This window comes from Sphingopyxis sp. (assembly GCF_035686825.1).
GTDB lineage: Bacteria > Pseudomonadota > Alphaproteobacteria > Sphingomonadales > Sphingomonadaceae > Sphingopyxis.
This window is the reverse complement of sequence record NZ_DASRYZ010000002.1, coordinates 175,622-194,798: the sequence shown is the minus strand read 5'-3', so window position 1 is coordinate 194,798 and position 19,177 is coordinate 175,622. Positions and strand designations below refer to the sequence as shown.

Here is a 19,177-nt window from a genome sequence, read left to right as displayed (position 1 = left end):
TGTCGCGAATTGCGCGCGATGCAAGAAAAGACGATACCGATCCCGAAGTATCGGTATCGTCCTGCTGCGCCTGCGAGAGTCGTGTCGCGGCCGCGAAAGCGCGCTCAACGTTCGCTGAGATAATAGCGTTCGCGCGCGGTCAGGTCGTCGGCGAGGTCGTAGACGATCGGCTGGCCGGTGGGGATTTCGAGCCCGGTGATGTCGGCGTCCGAAATGCCCGAGAGATGCTTGACGAGCGCGCGCAGACTGTTGCCGTGCGCCGAGATCAGCACCGTCTTGCCCGCCGCGAGCTCGGGCACGATCGCCGCTTCATAATAGGGGAGTACGCGCTCGATCGTATCCTTGAGGCTTTCAGCCGACGGGATATCGATGCCGGCGTAGCGCGGGTCGCTCGACAGGTCCCACGGCGAGCCGGCTTCGAGCGGCGGCGGCGGGATGTCGAAGCTGCGGCGCCAGATCTTGACCTGATCGTCGCCATGCTTCGCCGCGGTCTCGGCCTTGTCGAGCCCGGTGAGGCCGCCATAGTGGCGCTCGTTGAGGCGCCAGTCCTTGGTGACGGGGAGCCACAGCCGCCCCATCGCCTCGAGCGCCAGGTTCAGCGTCTTGATCGCGCGCGACTGGACCGAGGTGAAGCAGGTGTCGGGCGCGATGCCCTTCGCCTTCATCAGCTCGCCTGCGGCGATCGCTTCGGCGACGCCCTTTTCGGTGACATCGACATCCCACCAGCCGGTGAAGCGGTTTTCGAGATTCCACTGCGACTGGCCGTGACGGATGAGGATGAGCTGGGGCATTTGGGATCCTTGCACTGGAGGAAGTGTGCCGCCCTTTAGCGCGGCTTTTCATCGAACGCCAACCGCGCTCTTGAAATGGTTTCGGCGGCACCCAGATTTGGATCGTCCGGCCGCCGATACGGGGCCGGGTGGCGATCGCGGGCGTTCCCGCGGTCCCTTTGCTTCGCTTTTGCAAGGAAGGAATGACCCATGCGTAACAGTTTCGACTGGACCCCCTATCGTCGTTCGACCGTCGGGTTCGACCGGCTCTTCGATTTCCTCGAAACCGGCGGGTCGGGCGCCGAAAATTATCCGCCGTTCGACATCGAAAAACTCGCCGACGACCATTTCCGGATCACGGTCGCGGTCGCGGGATTCAAGAGCGACGAGATCGACATCACCGCGCAGCAGAATATGCTGACCGTCAGCGGCCGCAAGGCGCCGGTGGCCGAAGGCGAGGCGCGCCAATTGCTCTATAGCGGCATCGCGACGCGCGCGTTCGAGCGCCGCTTTCAGCTCGCCGACTTCGTGCGGGTGAGCGCGGCCGACCTCGCCGACGGGCTGCTGACGATCGACCTGGTGCGCGAAGTGCCCGAGGCGATGAAGCCGCACAAGATCGCGATCGGCGGTGCGCCGGTGATCGAGGACAAGAAGGCCGCGTAAACGGCGGCCGATCTGGTTTGATGATGCGGGGTCCGGAGTCCCTTCCGGGCCCCGTTTTCGTTGCTAGAGCGCGCGCGCCATGAAGCGGCTGAACGGGTCGGGTTGGTAGTCGGCGAAGGGTTGGCAATCCTCGAAGCCGTGGCGCGCATAGAGCGCGAGTGCGGGCTGGAAAGCAGGACCTGACCCGGTTTCGAGGCTGAGCCGTTCGAGGCCGCGAGCGCGGGCTTCGTCGATGATGTGGACGAGCATGCGCGCGGCGACGCCCTGCCGCAGAAAGGCGTCGGCGGTGCGCATCGACTTGATCTCGCCGTGACGCTCGTCGAGCGCCTTGAGCGCGCCGCATCCGGCGAGGTCTTCGCCGCGATGGATCGACCAGAAGGTCACGTCGCCCGCGCGCAGCCCGTCGAAATCCAGGAAGTGGCAGCTTTCGGCGGGCGAGTTGGCAAGCATGCCCGCGAAATGCTGCTCGAGCAGCGCGCGAATGGCGGCGCCCGACAGATCGTCCTCGACGATCCGCCAGGCATCACCTCTCACAGTAGCTGGTCCAGCGTCGCGAGGCAGGCGTGGGCGAGCAGTTTCGACCGCTCGGGCGACCAGCCCTGCACCGGATCGGGAAGGTCGCGATTGTCCTTGAACGGCATTTCGAGCGTCATCGACACCGCGCCGAAGCGTTCGGCGAGTTGCGTCGTCGACATCGAGAGATTGGCCTTGCCCGGCGCCGATTCTTCATAGCCGAGATCGACCTGGAAATCGGGGGTGTTCGCCGCGAGTGCGATTTCGAATGCCTTATACTTCTCGGTCTGTTCGGGTTTGAGTGACGGGATGCCCTCGAACCCCGCGAGGAAGACCGCGGGGATCGCCTCGTCGCCGTGGACGTCCATCGCCCAATCGACGCCGCTTTCGTCCATCGCATTGCGCACGGCGAGCACTTCGGGGCTGCGCTCGGCGGTCGGATTGTCCCATTCGCGGTTGAGGTTCACACCGGCAAAATTGGTGCGCAGATGGCCACGGCGCGAGCCGTCGGGATTCATGTTCGGGACGATGTGGAAACGGCATTTGGCGAGCAGCGAGCGCGTGTGCGGGTCGGCGGTATCGGTGAGCTTTTCGAGCGCGCCTTCCATCCACCATTCGGCCATCGATTCGCCCGGATGCTGACGCGCATAGAGCCAGACCTGCGTGTCGCCGCTGCCCATTTCGAGGCAGTCGATCGGCTGGCCTTCGAGGCTGGTGCCGAGGCAGCGATAGGTGACCCCCTCGCATTCGGCGACCGAGGCGATCAGGTCGTGATGGCGTTCCATCGAGTAAGGCGCGAAATAGGCGACCCAGAGGAGCGGGCTTTCGGCGTTGTGACGGATCGTCAGCGTACCGGCATCATAGCTGGTGTCGAGGCGGAACCAGGTCTCGCGGTCGTAGCTCGCGCAGGCGGCGTAACCCGGCCAGCCGTCGGGATAAGCCGATTCGGCCAGCCCGGCGATCGCGAGTTCGAGCGCGTCGCCGACGCTGCACGCAACGCGGAAGTGGAACCATTGGAAAAAGTCCGATTCGCGATCCTTGCGAATCGAAAGGCGCGCCGACGTGCCGTCGACATTTTCCACGACGATATTGCCGCTGTCGAAAGCGGCGTTGATGCTGATGGTCATTTGACGCTGATAGTGCGTCCCGATTCGCCGGGGAAGTCCTTGAATAGGGCTTCGGCCAATTTCGCCGCGGCGAGGCTCGGCTGGTTGGCGGGCGCCTTGACCGGAACCGCGGTCAACGCGCGACCTTCCCACAGCGCCTGGCCGGATGCGGCATCGTCGATGCGGACGAACAGCTGGAGATCGGCCATCCGCTTCGGACCGCCGCCGAGATTGATGCCGATCCCGAGTCCGACCCCCGAGCCGTAACTGCCGGTCGAACCGCCGACGCCGACCGACACGGGCGAGCGGCGGCCCTCGGGCAGCTGGTCGACGCGGTCGAAGGAGATGCGGACGAGGAGCGGCGCACGTTCGCCCGATCCGGCGGGGACCAGCCCCTGCCGCTGAAGCTGCTGGTCGACCGCGGCGCGGTAGCTGTTCCATTCGAGCGAGGGCATCGCCGCGCCGGGAACCGCACTTGGGGTTTGCGCACCCGGGGCGTCGAGCGGCGCGGTCGCGATCGCGTAGCGCGTGCCCGGCGCCCAGCCGGCAGGCGCATTGGTGTGAAAGCGGGTGACTTCGACCGGCGGCACCGCCGTCGCGCAGCCAGCCATGGCGAACGCCACTGCAGCGAGCAGGGCGGCGGAAAGAGAACGCGTCATCCGCGCATCATGCGCCAGCAATTATGGCTTGGCAATGAACGGGATGCCTGAACACCCCGCCCCGGCAATCAACGATAGAAGATGTGGTTGTCGATTTGCGCGATACGCGTCTTGCGCCAGCCCGGCGAGACGTAGCGCGCGTGGAAAAAGAGCGCGCCCGGGGCGTGGTTCTTCCACGTGCCGTCGCGCGCGATCTGGGCGATCGCGACCGCATTGTCCCACTGCGCGCCTTTGCGGACCGCCGGCATCCGGCCGCCGCGCACGAAGCTGAACTGGCTTTTCTGCAGGACGACGCCGCACAGGCTTTTGGGGAAGCGGCCCGACTGGGCGCGATTGATCACGACATGCGCGACCGCGAGCTGGCCGGGGAGCGATTCGCCGCGCGATTCGAAATAGACCGCGCCGGCGAGGCAGCGCAATTCGGGATCGATTTCGGCGGGCCGCGGCGTCACGGCGACGAGTTCGGCGAGCGAAGCGGCGGTCACCGGCGCCGGGATCGGCGCGGGATCGGCTTCGGTTTCGTTCTGGGTGCTGTCCTCGACCGGCGCCTCGGCTTCGATCGGGAGATCCGCCTTCTCCTCAACCGCCGGCGCATCGGCGCCCGGGAGGATGATCGCGGGGATATTGGCGTCGGCAGCAAGATCGCTTGCAAAGCCCGGTTCCGCCAGAAGCAGCATGGAGGCGGCAGTCATGCCAACGGCAGCCATGCCGGCCACGTTCAAAATGCGACTCATAGTGTCCGTCAAAAGGGCGGCCGATGAACCGAACCTCTCAAAACAGGCGGGGGACTATGGTCCAATATCGCCTGCGGTCATCGTCCGACTGCGTGTCCGAACCGTTTTACCGGAGCTTCGCCCAAGGCGATGCAACCCGCGGAACGACCTACGCGTTATCGAATGGGCGCCAGTTATTGTGCGCCGCAACAGAGTCAAGTTAACGCGGCCCACTCCGCGACGAGTCGTGGCGCATCTGCGATATCCAGTTCGACGATCCACAGATCGGGATCGGCCCTTCGCCGCCGATCGTGATAGTTTTGGCGCGATTCACCATCTTTTGGGTCGGCGAGGCCGACCTCCTCCCAGATATAGTGCCCATCGAGGCCGAAGCGCCGCTCGAGGAGCGGCCCGGGTTCACCGCGATCGCTGCACTGGACAAGAATGATGCCCGATGTGTCGTCACCCTTGGCGAGGATCGTCGCAAAGCCGCCGGCCGCCTCGGTGCGGCGAAGCAGCAGGTCGACAAGGAAACGGCTTTTGAGGCGGGTCATCTCAGCGTGTGCCCCTGCGAAGGCCGGCGCCTATCACCGAACCTTCCGGCCTGAGGCGGGGGAAACTGAAATCGCGACGGCGGGTGATGGGTCCCTGCCTTCGCAGGGGCGCGGTGTTCTTTTGTCAGGCCGCGTCACGCGTTTCGGTATCGGCGAGCAGCGCGTAGAGCGCCTCGTCATTCTTCGCGCCGCGCAGCCGGTCGGCGATCGCTTCGTTGCGCAGCATCCGCGACACGCCCGCGAGCGCTTTCAAATGGTCGGCGCCGGCATCGAGCGGCGAGAGCAGGATGAAGAGCAGGTCGACGGGCAGGCCGTCGACGGCGTTGAAATCGATCGGCCTCGCCAGTTGCAAGAACAGGCCGCGCACCCCGCCGAGGTCGGCCATCTTGGCGTGCGGCAGAGCGATCCCGCGACCGAAGCCGGTCGAGCCCAGACGCTCGCGTTCGAGCAAAGCTTCGCTGACTTCGCCGGCGTCGAGGCCGAGCGAACGGCCGGCGAGATCGCCGACGAAGGGGAAAAGCGCCTTTTTCGAATCGAGCTGAACATGCGCGCGCACGGTCGCCGGATAGAGAAGGGAAGAAAGATTCATCGTCTGGCCAAATCTTGTTAAACGCCGGCCGCCGCCAGGAACTATGCTGGCAAGCGGTCGCGGATCTGTCGTGGCAGGCCCCCCGCCATCCCGGCTTCGGGCATCGTTGGGCGCGGCCCTTAAGCCGGATGGCGGAGAAAATCCAGCCCTATCGTGGTTCGACCCAGCCGATCGTCCCGTCGTCGCGGCGATAGACCATATTATGCGTGCCGGTCTTGCTGTTGACGAAGAGCAGCGCGTTGGTGTTGCGAAGGTCGAGCATCATCACCGCGTCGGACACGCTGCTGCTGGGAATGTCGACGCGCGTTTCGGCGATGATCGCGGGCGCGTCGCCCGCATCCTCTTCGCTGCCGGCGTCGAACACGGTGTAGGCCGCATTATCCTCGATCTCGTCGATCGTCGGCGACGGGGCGGCCACGCCATTATTATGATCCTTCAACCGCCGCATATAGCGCCTGAGCTGTTTTTCGATGCGTTCGGCCGCGCCCTCGAAAGCGACATGCGCGTCCTGCGCCTGGCCGTGTCCCTTGAGCACGAGCCCCTGCATCACATGCGCGACGATGTCGCACTGGAAACTGTCGTGCGGACCTTTTCCGAAGGTCGCGTGCGCCCCGATCGCCCGCGAGAAATATTTGTCGGCAATCGCGTTCATCCGGTCCGACACATGCGCCTGGAGCGCTTCGCCGGTTTCGATCTGGTGGCCAGAGACGCGGATTTCCATTTTTCTTCTCCTTCTTGGCCGGTGCGACGACAATGGGAGAGTCGTTACACCGTATCGAGCCACAGCGGCTGGTTCAGCCCTGCGACAAATTCGGCGTGCCGCGCGAGTTCGGCGGCCGACGCCATATGGGGACGGGGTTCGCGAAAGGGGCGGTCGGGGCCGCGCGGCGCGGTGGGCGCCGCGACATCGAGCGACACCGATACGGCAGCGGCGGCCGCGAGGCCGAGGCCGATCTGCCGCCCGCCGGTCATTTCGATATAGAGATGCGCGAGCAGTTCGGCGTCGAGCAGCGCGCCATGCTTGACACGGTGGCTGCGGTCGATGCCGTAGCGCGTGCAGAGCGCATCGAGGCTATGCTTCGCGCCGGGGTGGAGCTTGCGCGCCATCTGCACCGTGCAGCACATGCGCGCCATATCGAGCGCGGGCCGGCCGGCGCGGGCGAGTTCGGCGTTCACGAAGCCGAAGTCGAAGGCGGCGTTGTGCGCGACCAGCGGCGCATCGCCGAGGAATTCGATCAGCTCGTCGACGCGCGTCGCGAACAACGGCTTGTCGGAGAGGAACTGGATCGACAGCCCGTGCACCGCTTCGGCGGCGGCGGGCATGTCGCGCTCGGGGTTGAAATAGGCGTGGAAGGTGACGCCGGTTTCGCGGCGGTCGACCAGCTCGACACATCCGATTTCGACCAGCCTGTCCCCGCTTCTGGGATCGAAACCCGTGGTTTCGGTATCGAAAATAATCTCGCGCATCGAATGGATAATCTGGACCCTATCGGGCGTGGAAACAAGAGGCGATGAAGCGAATTTGACGGTGCGTCTCGCTTTTGGGGCGGCCCGTTTCGATGATGAAATCGGCGCGCGACCGTTTGACGCGGTCGGGAACCTGCAGACGGCGGATCGCCTTCAGCTTCGCCGCGGTCATGCCGGGGCGGCGCATCACGCGCTTTCGCTGCATCCACGCCGGTGCCGAGACGACGGCGATCGCGCCGACCCGCCGCCAGCCGCCCTTTTCGAAGAGCAAGGGGATATCGAGCACGACGAGATCGCGCGCGCGGTGGCGGGCGAGGAAGCGTTTCTGGGCCTTGCCGACCGCGGGGTGGACGATCGCCTCCAATGCCGCGAGTTCGTGGGTGTTGCCAAGGACCAGCGCGCCGAGCTTCTGGCGGTCGACGCCCTTCGGGCCGGTGGTGCCGGGGAAGCGCGCCTCGATCGCCGCGACGAGCGCGCCGCCGGGGCCTTGCAATCGGTGCACCTCCGCATCGGCGTCGAAAACGGGGACGCCTTCGCGTTCGAACATCGTCGCGGCGGTCGACTTGCCCATGCCGATCGAGCCGGTGAGCCCGAGGATAAAGGGCCGGCGCAGCCGCGAGCCGGGGCGCGGGCGATGCGTCATGTCACGATTATCCGGCCACCAGCAACGCGCGCAATTCCTCGTCGCGGCCCTCGGGCGGCGACGCGCCGAAGAACAGCTCGAAGGCGAGCGCGGCCTGCCCGATCAGCATGTCGAGCCCGTCGACGATATCGAGCCCGCGCGCCGCGGCGGCTTTGAGCAGCCCGGTCTGGAGCGGCGAATAGACGAGGTCGTAGACGATCGCATCCTCGGGGAGCGGCGACAGGTCGAGATCGAGCGGCGGCTGGCCCGCCATGCCGAGGCTGCTCGAATTGACGAGCAGCGATACGGGAGGGAGCGGCGCGTCGAGGCCGACAACCTCGCCCTTGAGGCCGAAGGTCGCGAGCAGGCCCATCGCCTTGAGCGGGCTGCGATTGAGGATCGTCACCGGGCCGACATTGGCGCGGGCAAGCGCGAAGAGCACCGCGCGCGCCGCCCCGCCCGCACCGACGACCGCGACGGGCTCGCCCTCGAGATCGAGTTCGGCGAGCGGCGAATAGAAGCCCGCGGCATCGGTGTTGGTGCCGATCAGCGCGCCGTCGGGCTGGCGCACGACGGTGTTCATCGCGCCGATCGTGCCGCGAATGTCGCCGGAATCGTCGACGAGATCCATCACCGCCCCCTTGTGCGGCATGGTGACGTTGCAGCCGCGCCAGTCGGGATCGGCGCGGCGGTTCTCGATATAGGCGCCAAGGTCTTCGGGCTTTACATGCGCGCGGCGATAGTCGCCCGGGATTCCGAGCGCGTCGAGCCAGAAGCCGTGGATCAGCGGCGATTTCGACTGGGCGATCGGATCGCCGATCACTTCGGCGTATGGAATATTGCTCATGATGCGGCGAGCCCGGTGGCGCGCAGCCACGCCAGCAAGGGAAGCATCGGCATGCCGATAATGGTCCAGGGGTCGCCTTCGACCCGGTCGAACAATTGCACGCCCGCTCCTTCGATTTCGTAACAGCCGACGGTCCAGCGAATGCTGTCCCAGTTTTGCGCGACATAGTCGGCGATGAAGGCGTCCGACAAGGGGCGCATCCACAGCTTCGCCTCGCCGATCGCGCGCCAGACGGGCGCGCCGTCGCGGGCGGCGACCGCGGCGCTGAACAGGCGGTGCCGCGTTCCCGCCATACGGCGGAGATGATCGGCGGCCTCTTCGGGGCTCGCGGGTTTCGCGAGCATCGCGCCGTCATCGAGCGCGAGCGTCGAATCGGCGCCGAGCACGGTGACGCCGGGAAGCCGCGACGAGATTTTGACCGCCTTCGCCTCGGCGAGCGCGTCGGCGATGTTGCGCGGCGTCTGGCCGGCGGCGAGCAGCGAAGCGGTGAGCGCCTCCTCATCGACATGCGCGGCGCTCGTTTCGAAGGCGAGCCCGGCGGCGCGGAGCATCGCGGCGCGGCCGCTGCTTTGCGAGGCGAGGAGGAGGCTCATGCGCCGGCCCGGTCTTCGACGAGTTTGATCACCGCGGCGGCGGTTTCCTCGATCGAGCGGCGCGTCACGTCGATCACCGGCCAGCCGTTGTCGGCGAACATCCGCCGCGCATAAGCGAGTTCGGCCTTGACGCGCTCGTCGTCGACATAGGCGGTCTCGGGCGCCTGGTTCAGCGAGAGCAGCCGGTTACGGCGTACCTGGACGAGCCGGTCGAGCCCAGTCGTCAGCCCGACGATCATCGGCCGCTTGAGGTTGAACAGCGCGTTCGGCGGCGGCGATTCGGGAACGATCGGGATATTCGCGGTCTTGAAGCCGCGGTTCGCGAGATAGATGCTCGTCGGCGTTTTCGACGTGCGCGATACGCCGGCGAGGACGATGTCGGCCTGTTCCCAATTTTCCCAGCCGATGCCGTCGTCGTGCGCGACGGTGAATTGAATCGCCTCGACGCGCGCGAAATAGGCGGCGTCGAGGACATGCTGGCGGCCCGGACGCGCCTTCGCCTCCTGCCCGAGCATTCGCGATAGTGCGTCGGTCACCGCGTCGAGCGCCGCGACGGTGGGGAGGTTGAGCGCGCGCGCGCGGCGTTCGAGGCTGACGCGGAGCTCGCCGTTGACGAGGGTGAAGAGGATCATGCCGGGGCTCGCCTGCACTTCGGCCATGATGCGGTCGAGATGCGATTCCGATCGCACCATCGGCCAGAAATGGCGCACCACCTCGACATCGTCGAATTGCGCGATCGCCGCCTTGGCGATATTTTCGAGCGTCTCGCCCGTGGAATCGGATATGAGGTGAAGGTGAAGCCGGCCCATCGCGCCACCATGGCGGGAATCCGCGAAAAAAGGCAATGCCGGATCGCGCCCGGCTGATGAAAAGCCCCCTGTGGATAAGTTTGGCAGAAGCCCCGGGATGATTTCGACAGGCGGGATTCATCCCCGGCCGTGTCGATTCCGCTCCACCGCTTATCCACACGGGACGAATCTTATCCACAGGCTGTGAATTAGGGGGACAGTGCGCGGCGACTCTATGGCCCGACCCGCAATGCCGGGAGTCAAGCTGTTGGCAAAATGGGCGCCCCGGCCTAAAGCCGCCTTGTCCGCCGACCTACAAACCACCACAATCATATTTAAAACTATATGAAGAGAGAAAGAGGGGCCGCGTGAAGGCGTCACCGAAGAAGCTGCTCGCGACGCTGCGCGGGGTGCGTCAGGAGCGCCCGCCGCTCTGGCTGATGCGTCAGGCCGGGCGCTATCTGCCCGAATATCGCGCGCTTCGCGAAACCAAGGGCGGTTTCCTCGAGCTATGCTACGATCCCGAGGCGGCGGCCGAAGTGACGTTGCAGCCGATCCGGCGCTTCGGCTTCGACGGGTCGATCCTCTTTTCCGACATTCTCGTCATCCCGCACGCACTCGGCCAGCATCTGTGGTTCGAGGTGGGCGAAGGACCGCGGCTCGCGCCGCCGCTCGTCGACAGCGCCCTCGCGTCACTCGAGGCGGCATCCGAGCGGCTCGACCCGGTTTACGCGACCGTCGCGCGCGTCGCGGCGGCGCTGCCGCGCGAGACGACCTTTCTGGGCTTCGCGGGAAGCCCGTGGACGGTCGCGACCTATATGGTGGCGGGGCAGGGGTCGAAGGACCAGGCCGCGGCGCGGCGCATGGCGTTTGGCGATCCCGCGGCGTTCGAGGCGATCATCGATGCGATCGTCGAGCTGACCGTGACCTATTTGGCGGGGCAGATCGAAAATGGCGTCGACGCCGTGCAGTTGTTCGACAGCTGGGCGGGCAGCCTGTCGCCGGCGCAATATGAGCAATGGGTGATTGCGCCCAATGCCGAGATCGTGCGTCGCTTGCGCACGCTCCATCCCGATACGCCGATCATCGGATTTCCGAAGGGCGCCGGGGGCAAGCTCCGCGCCTATGCCGACGAAACCGGAGTCGACGCGATCGGGATCGACGAGACGGTCGATCCCGCCTGGGCCGACGCCGCCTTGCCGGCGCATCTTCCCGTACAGGGCAATCTCGACCCCCTTGCGCTCGTTGCGGGCGGCGCCGCGCTCGATACGGCGATCGACCGCATCCTTGCGGCTTTCCCCGATCGTCCCCATATCTTCAATCTCGGCCATGGCATCGTGCCCGACACGCCGATCGCGCATGTCGAGCATCTGATCAAACGCGTTCGCGGCGGATAATCTATGGAACTGGCAGGTTTTTTGGGGGCGACGATGCTTTGGATCAAAGCCGCGCATATCATTTTCGTGATCTTCCTGATGGCCGGCCTGTTCATGATGCCGCGCTTCTTCGTCTATCATCACCAGGCACCGGTCGGGTCCGACGAAGACAAGAAGTGGATCGAGCGCGAGGACCGGCTGCGCCGGATCATCCTGGGTCCGTCGCTCACCATCGTCTGGATCTTCGGCCTGATGCTCGCCTTCAACGGCGATTATTGGCGCGAGGGCTGGTTTATCGCTAAATTGCTGCTCGTGATCGCGCTGTCGGGCTATCACGGCTGGATGATCGGCTATTTCAAGAAGCTGAAAAAGGGCGAGCGTCCGCTGACCGAAAAACAGCTGCGGATGCTCAACGAGGTGCCGGGCGTCGCCGCGGCGATCATCGTCATCCTCGTGGTCGTGCGCCCCTGACCCGCCTTCGCCCCGGCGCAGCCCGATTGACTTGATCCCGAGCCGGTTATAGGGGCGATTCAACCCCCGTTCCATACGGGCGGCGCGTCCCCCGTGCCGATGCTATCGAAACGGTCGTCCCACGGCCGGATAGGCACCCCAGCGGTGCGACAAATTCGCGTCCTATTTCTCCCGAATATCTGGAATCCATCCAATGCATCTCAAAGAACTCAAAACCAAAGCGCCCGCCCAGCTCGTCGAAATGGCGGAAGAACTGGGTGTCGAGGGCGCATCGACGCTGCGCAAGCAGGACCTGATGTTCTCGATCCTGAAAGAACTCGCCGAAGAGGGCGAGGAAATCATCGGGTCGGGCACGATCGAGGTTCTCCCGGACTCGTTCGGTTTCCTGCGCTCGTCGGACGCCAATTATCTGGCGGGTCCCGACGACATCTATGTCTCGCCGAACCAGGTTCGCAAATATGGTCTGCGCACCGGCGACACCGTCGAAGGCGAGATCCGCGCCCCGCGCGACGGCGAACGCTATTTTGCGCTGACCAAGCTGATCAAGGTCAATTTCGACGACCCCGAAGCGGTGCGCCACCGCGTCAATTTCGACAACCTCACCCCGCTCTATCCGAACCAGAAGCTGTCGCTCGACACCGTCGACCCGACCGTCAAGGACAAGTCGGCGCGCGTCATCGACCTCGTCAGCCCGCAGGGCAAGGGCCAGCGCGCGCTGATCGTCGCGCCGCCGCGTACGGGTAAGACGGTGCTGCTCCAGAATATCGCCAAGGCGATCACCGACAACCACCCCGAGGTCTACCTCATCGTCCTCCTCGTCGACGAACGTCCCGAGGAAGTCACCGACATGCAGCGCAGCGTGAACGGCGAAGTCGTCTCCTCGACCTTCGACGAGCCCGCGACGCGCCACGTCCAGGTCGCCGAAATGGTGATCGAAAAGGCCAAGCGCCTCGTCGAGCATAAGAAGGATGTCGTCATCCTGCTCGACTCGATCACGCGTCTCGGCCGCGCCTACAACACCGTCGTCCCTTCGTCGGGCAAGGTGCTGACCGGCGGTGTCGACGCCAATGCGCTCCAGCGCCCGAAGCGTTTCTTCGGCGCCGCGCGCAACATCGAGGAAGGCGGTTCGCTGTCGATCATCGCCACCGCGCTGATCGATACCGGCAGCCGCATGGACGAAGTGATCTTCGAAGAATTCAAGGGCACGGGTAACTCGGAAATCGTGCTCGACCGCAAGGTCGCCGACAAGCGCATCTTCCCGTCGCTCGACGTCGGCAAGTCGGGCACCCGCAAGGAAGAATTGCTCGTCGAGAAGGACAAGCTGTCGAAGATGTGGGTGCTGCGCCGAATCCTCATGCAGATGGGCACGGTCGACGCGATGGAATTCCTGCTCGACAAGATCAAGGATTCGAAGACCAACGAGGATTTCTTCGACAGCATGAACCAATAAGCCGCGCTTGTGGCGGTTCTCGAACATGCCTTGCTTCCGGTTCGTGCTGGAAGCGAGGCCGCGTTCGAGGCGGCCCTTGCTACGGCGCGGCCGCTGATCGAGGCGTCGCCAGGCTTTATTTCGCTCGAAATTCGCCGCCCGACCGGAACCGGACAGCCCTATCTGCTGTTAGCCGAATGGCGATCGGTCGCCGACCATCGAGACGGATTCCGGCAATCGGATCGCTACCAACAGTGGCGGGCGTTGCTGCATCCTTTTTATGACCCTATGCCAGAGGTCAGCTATTTCGGAGATTTGGTGTGATTCTGGAATTTTTGACTCAGGCCGCGGCGCACGCCGGCGGTTTCGGCGGTCCCGCGGGAATGTGGGACGCGATCGTAAAGGATTTCTCGAATATCACCGAACCAGCGGCCTTTGCCGCTTTCCTGCAGGTGCTGATGATCGACCTCGTCCTCGCGGGCGACAATGCGATCGTCGTCGGCGCGCTTGCCGCAGGGTTACCCGCCGACCAGCGTAAGAAGGTTATCCTGATCGGCGTACTCGCGGCGCTGGTGCTGCGCATCGCCTTCGCGCTCGTCGTCACCCAGCTGATGCAGATCGTCGGACTGATTTTCGTCGGCGGGCTGCTGCTCGTCTGGGTCGCGTGGAAAATGTGGCGCGAACTGCGTCACACCGGCCAGTCGCATGGGTCGCCCGAGATTGCGGGCGACGAGCATTCGGGCCTGAAGCCCGCCAAGAGCTTCGCCGGCGCAGCTTGGGCGGTGGCCGTCGCCGACGTCAGCATGAGCCTCGACAATGTCCTCGCGGTTGCCGGAGCGGCGCGCGAGCATCCGGGCATCCTCATCGTCGGCCTGATCTTCGCGGTAGCCCTGATGGGCCTCGCGGCGAACATCATCGCTAAATATATCGAGCGCTACCGCTGGATCGCCTATCTCGGCCTTGCCGTGATCGTCTATGTCGCGTTCAAGATGATCTACGACGGCTGGGTCGACCCGAGCGTCGGGGTGGGTACGCTGTTCGGCTGATCGATTTTCGGCTTGAAATGAAGAGGCCGGCTCCGCCCAAATGAGGGAGGGGCTGGCCTTTTTCGTTCAGGCTTCCCATCTGCTTCGTATGTCCCAGCTTCACATGACCCGCGTTGCCGTCGGCTGTTCCGATTACCCGGCGCTGCAAGCGCGGATCGCCAATCATGCCGAAGATAGCGAAATCCGTTTCGCGACACGGTTCCGGCCCAAGCGCGCCGACGAGTTGATCGGCGGCAAGCTGCATTTCATCGTCAAACACACGCTGGTCGGGCGCGTCGAAATTTTGCGCTTCGAGGATCGGAGCGACGGGCGGGTCGATATCGTCTGCGTCGCGAAGCTCGAGCGGATTCATCCGCAGCCGAAGCGCGCGCACCAAGGGTGGCGCTACCTTGCCGATGCCGATGCACCGAAGGGAATCAGCGAGGATGACGGGCTCGCCGATCTGCCGCCCGAACTGTATCGCGAGCTCGCCGAACTCAGCCTGATCTAAAAGGCTGCGCGGAAGCTGTCGGCGCGCGCCATCGCCCAGTAACGGGCGCTCGCGATCGATTGCGGATCGTCGAGAAGAACCCCGCGCTCGTAGAATTTATAGATGCGGTCGATCGAGTCCGAGCGCGCCGAATTGAGCCGCTCGTGGAGGTGGTGCGGGCGGATCGCCCACGGATCGTCGAGCCCCATCGCGCAGCTGATGTCCCACAGCGCCGAGACGGTCGCCGCTTGAAAGCGGCGCACGCGCTCGGCCTTGTCTTCGACGACGAGGCCGCTTTGGCGGCCGGCATCCTGCGTCGCGACGCCGGTCGGACACATGTCGGTATGGCATTTGAGCGACTGGACGCAGCCCAGCGAAAACATGAAGGCGCGCGCGGCGTTCGACCAGTTGGCGCCGAGCGCGCAATTGACCGCGAGCCCCGCGCCCGAATGGACCTTGCCCGACGCGGCGAGGCGAATCTCCTCCTTGAGCCCGCAGCCGACGAGCGCGTTGCGCACGAAGATCAGACCCTCGCGCAAAGGCATGCCGACGCGGTTCGAAAATTCGACCGGCGCCGCGCCCGTGCCGCCCTCGGCGCCATCGACGACGATATAATCGAGGCGGATGCCGGTCTCGATCATCGCCTTCATGACGGCATAGATTTCGTGCGGCTGACCGACGCAGAGCTTGATCCCGACCGGCTTGCCGCCCGACATCTCGCGCAATCGAGCGGCCCATTCGAGCATCTCGATCGGCGTGTCGAACGCCGAATGCGCGGCGGGCGAGATGCAATCCTGCCCCTCGGGGACCCCGCGCGTCGCGGCGATTTCGGCGCTGACCTTGGCGCCGGGGAGGACACCGCCGTGCCCCGGCTTGGCGCCCTGACTGAGCTTGATCTCGATCATCCTGACCTGATCCTCGACCGCGCGGTCGCGGAAGCGTTCGGGGTCGAAGCGACCTTCGGCGTCGCGGCAGCCGAAATAGCCGCTGCCGAGTTCCCAGACGATGTCGCCGCCGTGGGTGCGATGGTAGGGGCTGAAGCCGCCCTCGCCCGTGTCGTGATAGAAGTTGCCGAGTTTGGCGCCGAGGTTGAGCGCCTCGATCGCATTGGCGCCGAGCGAACCGAAACTCATCGCCGAGATGTTGAGCAGGGCGGGCCGATAGGGTTTCGAGCATTGCGACGTGCCCACCACCGGGCGCAGCGTCCGGTCGTGCCCCGCGACCGGCGCGATGCTGTGGCTCATCCACTCATATTCGTCCGAATAGACGTCGAGTTCGGTACCGAAGGGATGGCTGTCGAGCTCGCCCTTCGCGCGCGCATAGATGATATCGCGCTCGGCGCGCGCAAAGGGGCGGCCGTCGAGCGGCCCTTCGACGATATAGGCGTAGAGGAAGGGCCGCAAATCCTCGAACAGCCAGCGAATGCGCGCGATCAGCGGAAAGTTGCGGCGGAGGCTGTGGTGCCGCTGGATCGCGTCATAGAAGGCGACGAGAAGAAGCGGCACCCACAGGATCAGCGTCCAGCGCGCCGGCGGCCACCATATTGCCAGCGCGATCGCGGCGAGGAGGATAGGGAAGGCGATCCAGCGGTGCATTGGATGGCGAGCGGCTTAGCCCGCCTGCGCCGCGAGCATCGCCGCCATCTTTTCCCAGACCTTGTTGATCGCCTTGAGCGGTCTAACCATCACCTTGAAATCTTTTATCTTTCCGTGTTCGTCCCAAGTGATGATGTCGACCCCGTTGATCTGTATCCCGTCGAGGTTGCTCTGGAACTCGAGCACCGCCTGGCCGCCGTCGACGATCTCGCGCAGATAGCGGAAATCGTCGCCGCCAAGGACGTGACTCGCGGCGTGGAGATAGGCGAAGACCTTGTCGCGCCCTTCCTGCGGCGTATGGACGACGGGCGAGTGGAACACCGCATCCTCGGCGAGCAGGTCGCGCAAGGCCTGCGGGTCGCCGCCGCCCGCCATATAGGCGTGCCAGGCGGCGAGACCCGCATGGCCCGTCATGCGAGCTTCTCGGCGAAGAAGGCGCGCGTGCGGCCGTCCGCGAGTTGCGCTCCTTCCTCGTCGCGGCGATTGCCCATCGTCGCGGCGAAGCCATGGTCGAGCCCCGGATAGTCGTGGAGCGTGACCTTCGGATGCGGATCGAGCGCCTCGTGCACCTTTTTCTGCGCCGCGTGATCGACGAAATGATCCTCGGTCGGGATGTGGAGCATCAGCGGATTGGCGATCGCATGCGCCTCGTTCAGCATCTGGTCGATCATGACGCCATAATAGCCGACCGATGCGTCGATATCGGTGCGCGTCGCCGCCATATAGGCAAGGCGGCCGCCGAGGCAGAAACCGACGCAGCCGATCCTTTCGGCGCCTTCGCCGCGCAACCAGTGGATCGCCGCCTCGATATCCTTGACCCCGTCGTCGGCGTCATATTGGCCGAAATAGCCGAGCGCCTGCTGGAATTCGGCCTCGATATCGGGGCTGAGCTCGACGCCGGGGGCGAAGCGCCAGAAGATGTCGGGTGCGATCGCGAGATATCCTTCGGCCGCCCAGTCGTCGCATTTCTTGCGGATGCCTTCGTTCACCCCGAAAATTTCGGGAATGACGATGATCGCGCGCGTGCTGTCGGCGTCGGGACGCGCGACATAGGCGGGAAGGGTGCCGGCGCCGTCGAGCGTCGGGATCTGGGTGTTGGTCGCGGCCATGTGGGGAGCTCTCCTGTCTCTTGCTTCTTTGTGGTGAAAGCGCGAAGCTAGCGGCGCGATGAGCAGGGCTCAAGCGGCTAACCGGCATTTTTCGGCGCGGAGACAGGCGATGAAGTTCAATATCGAGATCGATTGCACCCCCGAGGAGGCGCGCCGCCTGTTCGGCCTTCCCGATCTCGAGCCGCTCCACGATATCTACCTCGACCGCGTCAAGGAATTGATGGCGAAGGGGATCACCCCCGACATGGTCCAGTCGATGGTCAAGACCTGGGTGCCGATGGGCGAGAGCGGGCTGGGGCTGGTCCAGTCGTTGCTCGGTCAATTCGGTGGCGGATTGATGGGCGGCGCGAAGCCGGGCGATGCGGCGGTCGATGACAAGCCCGCCAAGGGGCGCAAGAGCTGAACCAAAATCCTGTAAGCGATACGATCTTCGCGCTGTCGAGCGGGATGCCGCCGGCGGCGATCGGCGTCGTGCGTGTGAGCGGACCGGCGGCCGGGGCGGCGCTGCAGGCGCTCGCGGGACGCCTGCCGGCGCCGCGCCGCGCGATCCTGGTGGGGTTGAACGATGCCGATGGTGCGGCGCTCGACCGCGCGCTGATCCTGTGGTTCCCGGGCCCGGCGACGGCGACGGGCGAGGATCTGGCCGAGCTGCATCTGCACGGCGGGCGCGCGGTGGTCGCGGCGGTCGAGGCGGCGCTTTCGGCGATGCCGGGGTTGCGCCGCGCCGAGGCGGGCGAGTTTACGCGGCGCGCGTTCGAGAACGGCCGGATCGACCTTGCCGAGGCCGAAGGGCTGGCCGACCTGCTCGCGGCCGAGACCGAGAGCCAGCGGGTGCAGGCGCTGGGAATGGCGAGCGGGCATGTGTCGCGCGCGGTCGCGGGGTGGCAGGAGCACTTGCTCGCCCTGATGGCGGGGGCGGAGGCCGAGCTCAATTTCGCCGACGAGGATGACGTCGAAGTTGGCGAAGGTGCCGCGCAGCGTTTGATTGCGGGGATGGCGGAGCTTTCGGACGAGCTCGGCACATGGCTGGCGCGGCCGGCGGCGGAGGTGATCGCCGAGGGGCTGTCGGTGGTGATCGCGGGGCCGCCAAATGCCGGAAAATCCACTTTAATCAATGCCTTGGCGCAGCGAGAGCTGGCGATCGTGTCGCCCGTCGAAGGAACGACGCGCGATGTGATCGAAACCCCGCTGGCGCTCGACGGCATCGCGATGCGCTTTTCGGATACGGCGGGGATTCGCGGCGAAGGTGCCGATGCGATCGAGGCGATCGGGATCGACCGTGCGAAGGCAGCGGTCGAGGCGGCGGATATTTTGCTGTGGCTCGGGGCGCCGAAGGCGGTTCCCGATCATCCGCGAACGATCCTGATCGCGGCGCAGGCCGATCGTTGGCGCGGCGATGCGGCGGCCGAGGCGGACGCGGAGCATTGCGACCTGACGCTGTCGGCGGCGACGGGCGAGGGGATGGACAGGCTGCATCGCATGATCGTCGAGATGGCGCGGACGTTGCTGCCGCGCGAGGACGAGGCAGCGCTGCGCCAGCGCCAGCGCGCCGCACTTGCCGAAGCAAAACAATGGCTTGTGGTCGAGGAGGGGTCGCGCGAGGCCGGCGACCTGATCCTGCTCGCCGAGCGGCTGCGGCTCGCCGCGACGGCGCTCGACCGCATTACCGGGCGCGCGGGGGTCGAGGAGATGCTCGACGCGCTGTTCGGCCGTTTCTGCATCGGGAAATGATGTTTCACGTGAAACATCGAGCGGCAAGCAGCGCGGTGGATTCGATACGCGCTTTGCGCTATGCGCG

General features: G+C 65.4%; 25 protein-coding genes. 9 read left to right on the top strand and 16 right to left on the bottom strand.

Going from position 1 to position 19,177, the window contains the following annotated elements; genetic code table 11:
• Nucleotides 1-104: 104 nt before the first annotated feature.
• A complete protein-coding gene (gene gpmA, locus VFG17_RS02135; RefSeq protein ID WP_325027834.1) occupies nt 105-791 on the bottom strand; it encodes a 2,3-diphosphoglycerate-dependent phosphoglycerate mutase in 687 nt (228 codons plus the stop codon).
• A 189-nt stretch (nt 792-980) separates the two neighbouring features.
• On the opposite strand from gpmA, the gene VFG17_RS02130 reads away from it, so the two are divergent.
• Nucleotides 981-1,433 (top strand): Hsp20 family protein, encoded by a 453-nt coding sequence (locus tag VFG17_RS02130; RefSeq protein ID WP_325027833.1) that lies wholly within the window; start codon nt 981-983, stop codon nt 1,431-1,433.
• A gap of 63 nt (nt 1,434-1,496) precedes the next feature.
• Here the strand turns inward: VFG17_RS02130 and VFG17_RS02125 are convergent, their stop codons facing one another.
• The 12 genes from VFG17_RS02125 to VFG17_RS02070 all read right to left on the bottom strand — a co-directional run bounded on the left by VFG17_RS02125 (nt 1,497) and on the right by VFG17_RS02070 (nt 9,905).
• A complete protein-coding gene (locus VFG17_RS02125) occupies nt 1,497-1,967 on the bottom strand; it encodes a GNAT family N-acetyltransferase (protein WP_325027832.1) in 471 nt (156 codons plus the stop codon).
• The gene (locus VFG17_RS02120; RefSeq protein WP_325027831.1) at nt 1,964-3,073 is read right to left on the bottom strand and encodes a M14 family metallopeptidase; all 1,110 of its coding nucleotides are present in this window, start codon (nt 3,071-3,073) and stop codon (nt 1,964-1,966) included. Before VFG17_RS02120 ends, VFG17_RS02125 begins: the two co-directional genes overlap by 4 nt.
• Entirely contained in the window at nt 3,070-3,711 is a 642-nt protein-coding gene (locus VFG17_RS02115) for a DUF4136 domain-containing protein (protein ID WP_325027830.1), read from the bottom strand. The genes VFG17_RS02120 and VFG17_RS02115 overlap by 4 nt, the downstream gene beginning before the upstream one ends.
• Before the next feature lie 68 nt (nt 3,712-3,779).
• Entirely contained in the window at nt 3,780-4,403 is a 624-nt protein-coding gene (locus tag VFG17_RS02110; RefSeq protein ID WP_325027829.1) for a cell wall hydrolase, read from the bottom strand.
• Between the two features lie 236 nt (nt 4,404-4,639).
• On the bottom strand, nt 4,640-4,978 hold the full coding sequence (locus VFG17_RS02105; protein ID WP_325027828.1) for a DUF1491 family protein: 339 nt from the start codon (nt 4,976-4,978) through the stop codon (nt 4,640-4,642).
• 124 nt (nt 4,979-5,102) lie between these two features.
• Nucleotides 5,103-5,567: a PTS sugar transporter subunit IIA gene (locus VFG17_RS02100; protein ID WP_325027826.1), complete on the bottom strand. Its 465-nt coding sequence runs from the start codon at nt 5,565-5,567 to the stop codon at nt 5,103-5,105.
• A 148-nt stretch (nt 5,568-5,715) separates the two neighbouring features.
• The gene (gene hpf / locus VFG17_RS02095) at nt 5,716-6,288 is read right to left on the bottom strand and encodes a ribosome hibernation-promoting factor, HPF/YfiA family (protein WP_037557496.1); all 573 of its coding nucleotides are present in this window, start codon (nt 6,286-6,288) and stop codon (nt 5,716-5,718) included.
• Nucleotides 6,289-6,332: 44 nt separating this feature from the next.
• Nucleotides 6,333-7,034, bottom strand: a complete 702-nt coding sequence (gene dnaQ, locus VFG17_RS02090) for a DNA polymerase III subunit epsilon (RefSeq protein ID WP_325027824.1) — start codon at nt 7,032-7,034, stop codon at nt 6,333-6,335.
• A gap of 19 nt (nt 7,035-7,053) precedes the next feature.
• A complete protein-coding gene (gene coaE, locus VFG17_RS02085; protein WP_325027823.1) occupies nt 7,054-7,677 on the bottom strand; it encodes a dephospho-CoA kinase in 624 nt (207 codons plus the stop codon).
• A 7-nt stretch (nt 7,678-7,684) separates the two neighbouring features.
• On the bottom strand, nt 7,685-8,503 hold the full coding sequence (aroE, locus tag VFG17_RS02080; RefSeq protein ID WP_325027822.1) for a shikimate dehydrogenase: 819 nt from the start codon (nt 8,501-8,503) through the stop codon (nt 7,685-7,687).
• Nucleotides 8,500-9,096, bottom strand: coding sequence for a Maf family protein (locus VFG17_RS02075; RefSeq protein ID WP_325027821.1), 597 nt, complete (start codon nt 9,094-9,096; stop codon nt 8,500-8,502). The genes aroE and VFG17_RS02075 overlap by 4 nt, the downstream gene beginning before the upstream one ends.
• Nucleotides 9,093-9,905: a pyruvate, water dikinase regulatory protein gene (locus VFG17_RS02070; RefSeq protein ID WP_325027819.1), complete on the bottom strand. Its 813-nt coding sequence runs from the start codon at nt 9,903-9,905 to the stop codon at nt 9,093-9,095. The genes VFG17_RS02075 and VFG17_RS02070 overlap by 4 nt, the downstream gene beginning before the upstream one ends.
• 347 nt (nt 9,906-10,252) lie before the next feature.
• Between VFG17_RS02070 and hemE the strand changes: the two genes are divergently transcribed.
• The 6 genes from hemE to VFG17_RS02040 all read left to right on the top strand — a co-directional run bounded on the left by hemE (nt 10,253) and on the right by VFG17_RS02040 (nt 14,696).
• A complete protein-coding gene (gene hemE / locus VFG17_RS02065; protein ID WP_325027817.1) occupies nt 10,253-11,281 on the top strand; it encodes a uroporphyrinogen decarboxylase in 1,029 nt (342 codons plus the stop codon).
• A 33-nt stretch (nt 11,282-11,314) separates the two neighbouring features.
• Nucleotides 11,315-11,731, top strand: coding sequence for a CopD family protein (locus VFG17_RS02060; RefSeq protein ID WP_325027816.1), 417 nt, complete (start codon nt 11,315-11,317; stop codon nt 11,729-11,731).
• A 193-nt stretch (nt 11,732-11,924) separates the two neighbouring features.
• On the top strand, nt 11,925-13,181 hold the full coding sequence (rho, locus tag VFG17_RS02055) for a transcription termination factor Rho (RefSeq protein ID WP_037557490.1): 1,257 nt from the start codon (nt 11,925-11,927) through the stop codon (nt 13,179-13,181).
• Between the two features lie 9 nt (nt 13,182-13,190).
• Nucleotides 13,191-13,484 (top strand): antibiotic biosynthesis monooxygenase, encoded by a 294-nt coding sequence (locus VFG17_RS02050; RefSeq protein ID WP_325027815.1) that lies wholly within the window; start codon nt 13,191-13,193, stop codon nt 13,482-13,484.
• 59 nt (nt 13,485-13,543) lie between these two features.
• The gene (locus tag VFG17_RS02045) at nt 13,544-14,206 is read left to right on the top strand and encodes a TerC family protein (RefSeq protein WP_414712926.1); all 663 of its coding nucleotides are present in this window, start codon (nt 13,544-13,546) and stop codon (nt 14,204-14,206) included.
• Between the two features lie 103 nt (nt 14,207-14,309).
• Nucleotides 14,310-14,696, top strand: coding sequence for a DUF1489 domain-containing protein (locus VFG17_RS02040; RefSeq protein ID WP_325027814.1), 387 nt, complete (start codon nt 14,310-14,312; stop codon nt 14,694-14,696).
• On the opposite strand, the gene VFG17_RS02035 is transcribed toward VFG17_RS02040, so the two are convergent.
• The 3 genes from VFG17_RS02035 to VFG17_RS02025 are packed head-to-tail and all read right to left on the bottom strand — an operon-like array spanning nt 14,693 to nt 17,379.
• Nucleotides 14,693-16,270, bottom strand: coding sequence for an FMN-binding glutamate synthase family protein (locus tag VFG17_RS02035; RefSeq protein WP_325027812.1), 1,578 nt, complete (start codon nt 16,268-16,270; stop codon nt 14,693-14,695). The genes VFG17_RS02040 and VFG17_RS02035 overlap by 4 nt on opposite strands.
• A gap of 15 nt (nt 16,271-16,285) precedes the next feature.
• Nucleotides 16,286-16,684, bottom strand: a complete 399-nt coding sequence (locus VFG17_RS02030; protein WP_325027811.1) for a nuclear transport factor 2 family protein — start codon at nt 16,682-16,684, stop codon at nt 16,286-16,288.
• On the bottom strand, nt 16,681-17,379 hold the full coding sequence (locus VFG17_RS02025; protein WP_325027810.1) for a dienelactone hydrolase family protein: 699 nt from the start codon (nt 17,377-17,379) through the stop codon (nt 16,681-16,683). Before VFG17_RS02025 ends, VFG17_RS02030 begins: the two co-directional genes overlap by 4 nt.
• 109 nt (nt 17,380-17,488) lie before the next feature.
• Between VFG17_RS02025 and VFG17_RS02020 the strand changes: the two genes are divergently transcribed.
• A complete protein-coding gene (locus VFG17_RS02020; RefSeq protein WP_325027809.1) occupies nt 17,489-17,782 on the top strand; it encodes a DUF6489 family protein in 294 nt (97 codons plus the stop codon).
• 23 nt (nt 17,783-17,805) lie between these two features.
• Nucleotides 17,806-19,110, top strand: coding sequence for a tRNA uridine-5-carboxymethylaminomethyl(34) synthesis GTPase MnmE (gene mnmE / locus VFG17_RS02015; RefSeq protein WP_325028291.1), 1,305 nt, complete (start codon nt 17,806-17,808; stop codon nt 19,108-19,110).
• Nucleotides 19,111-19,177 lie beyond the last annotated feature (67 nt).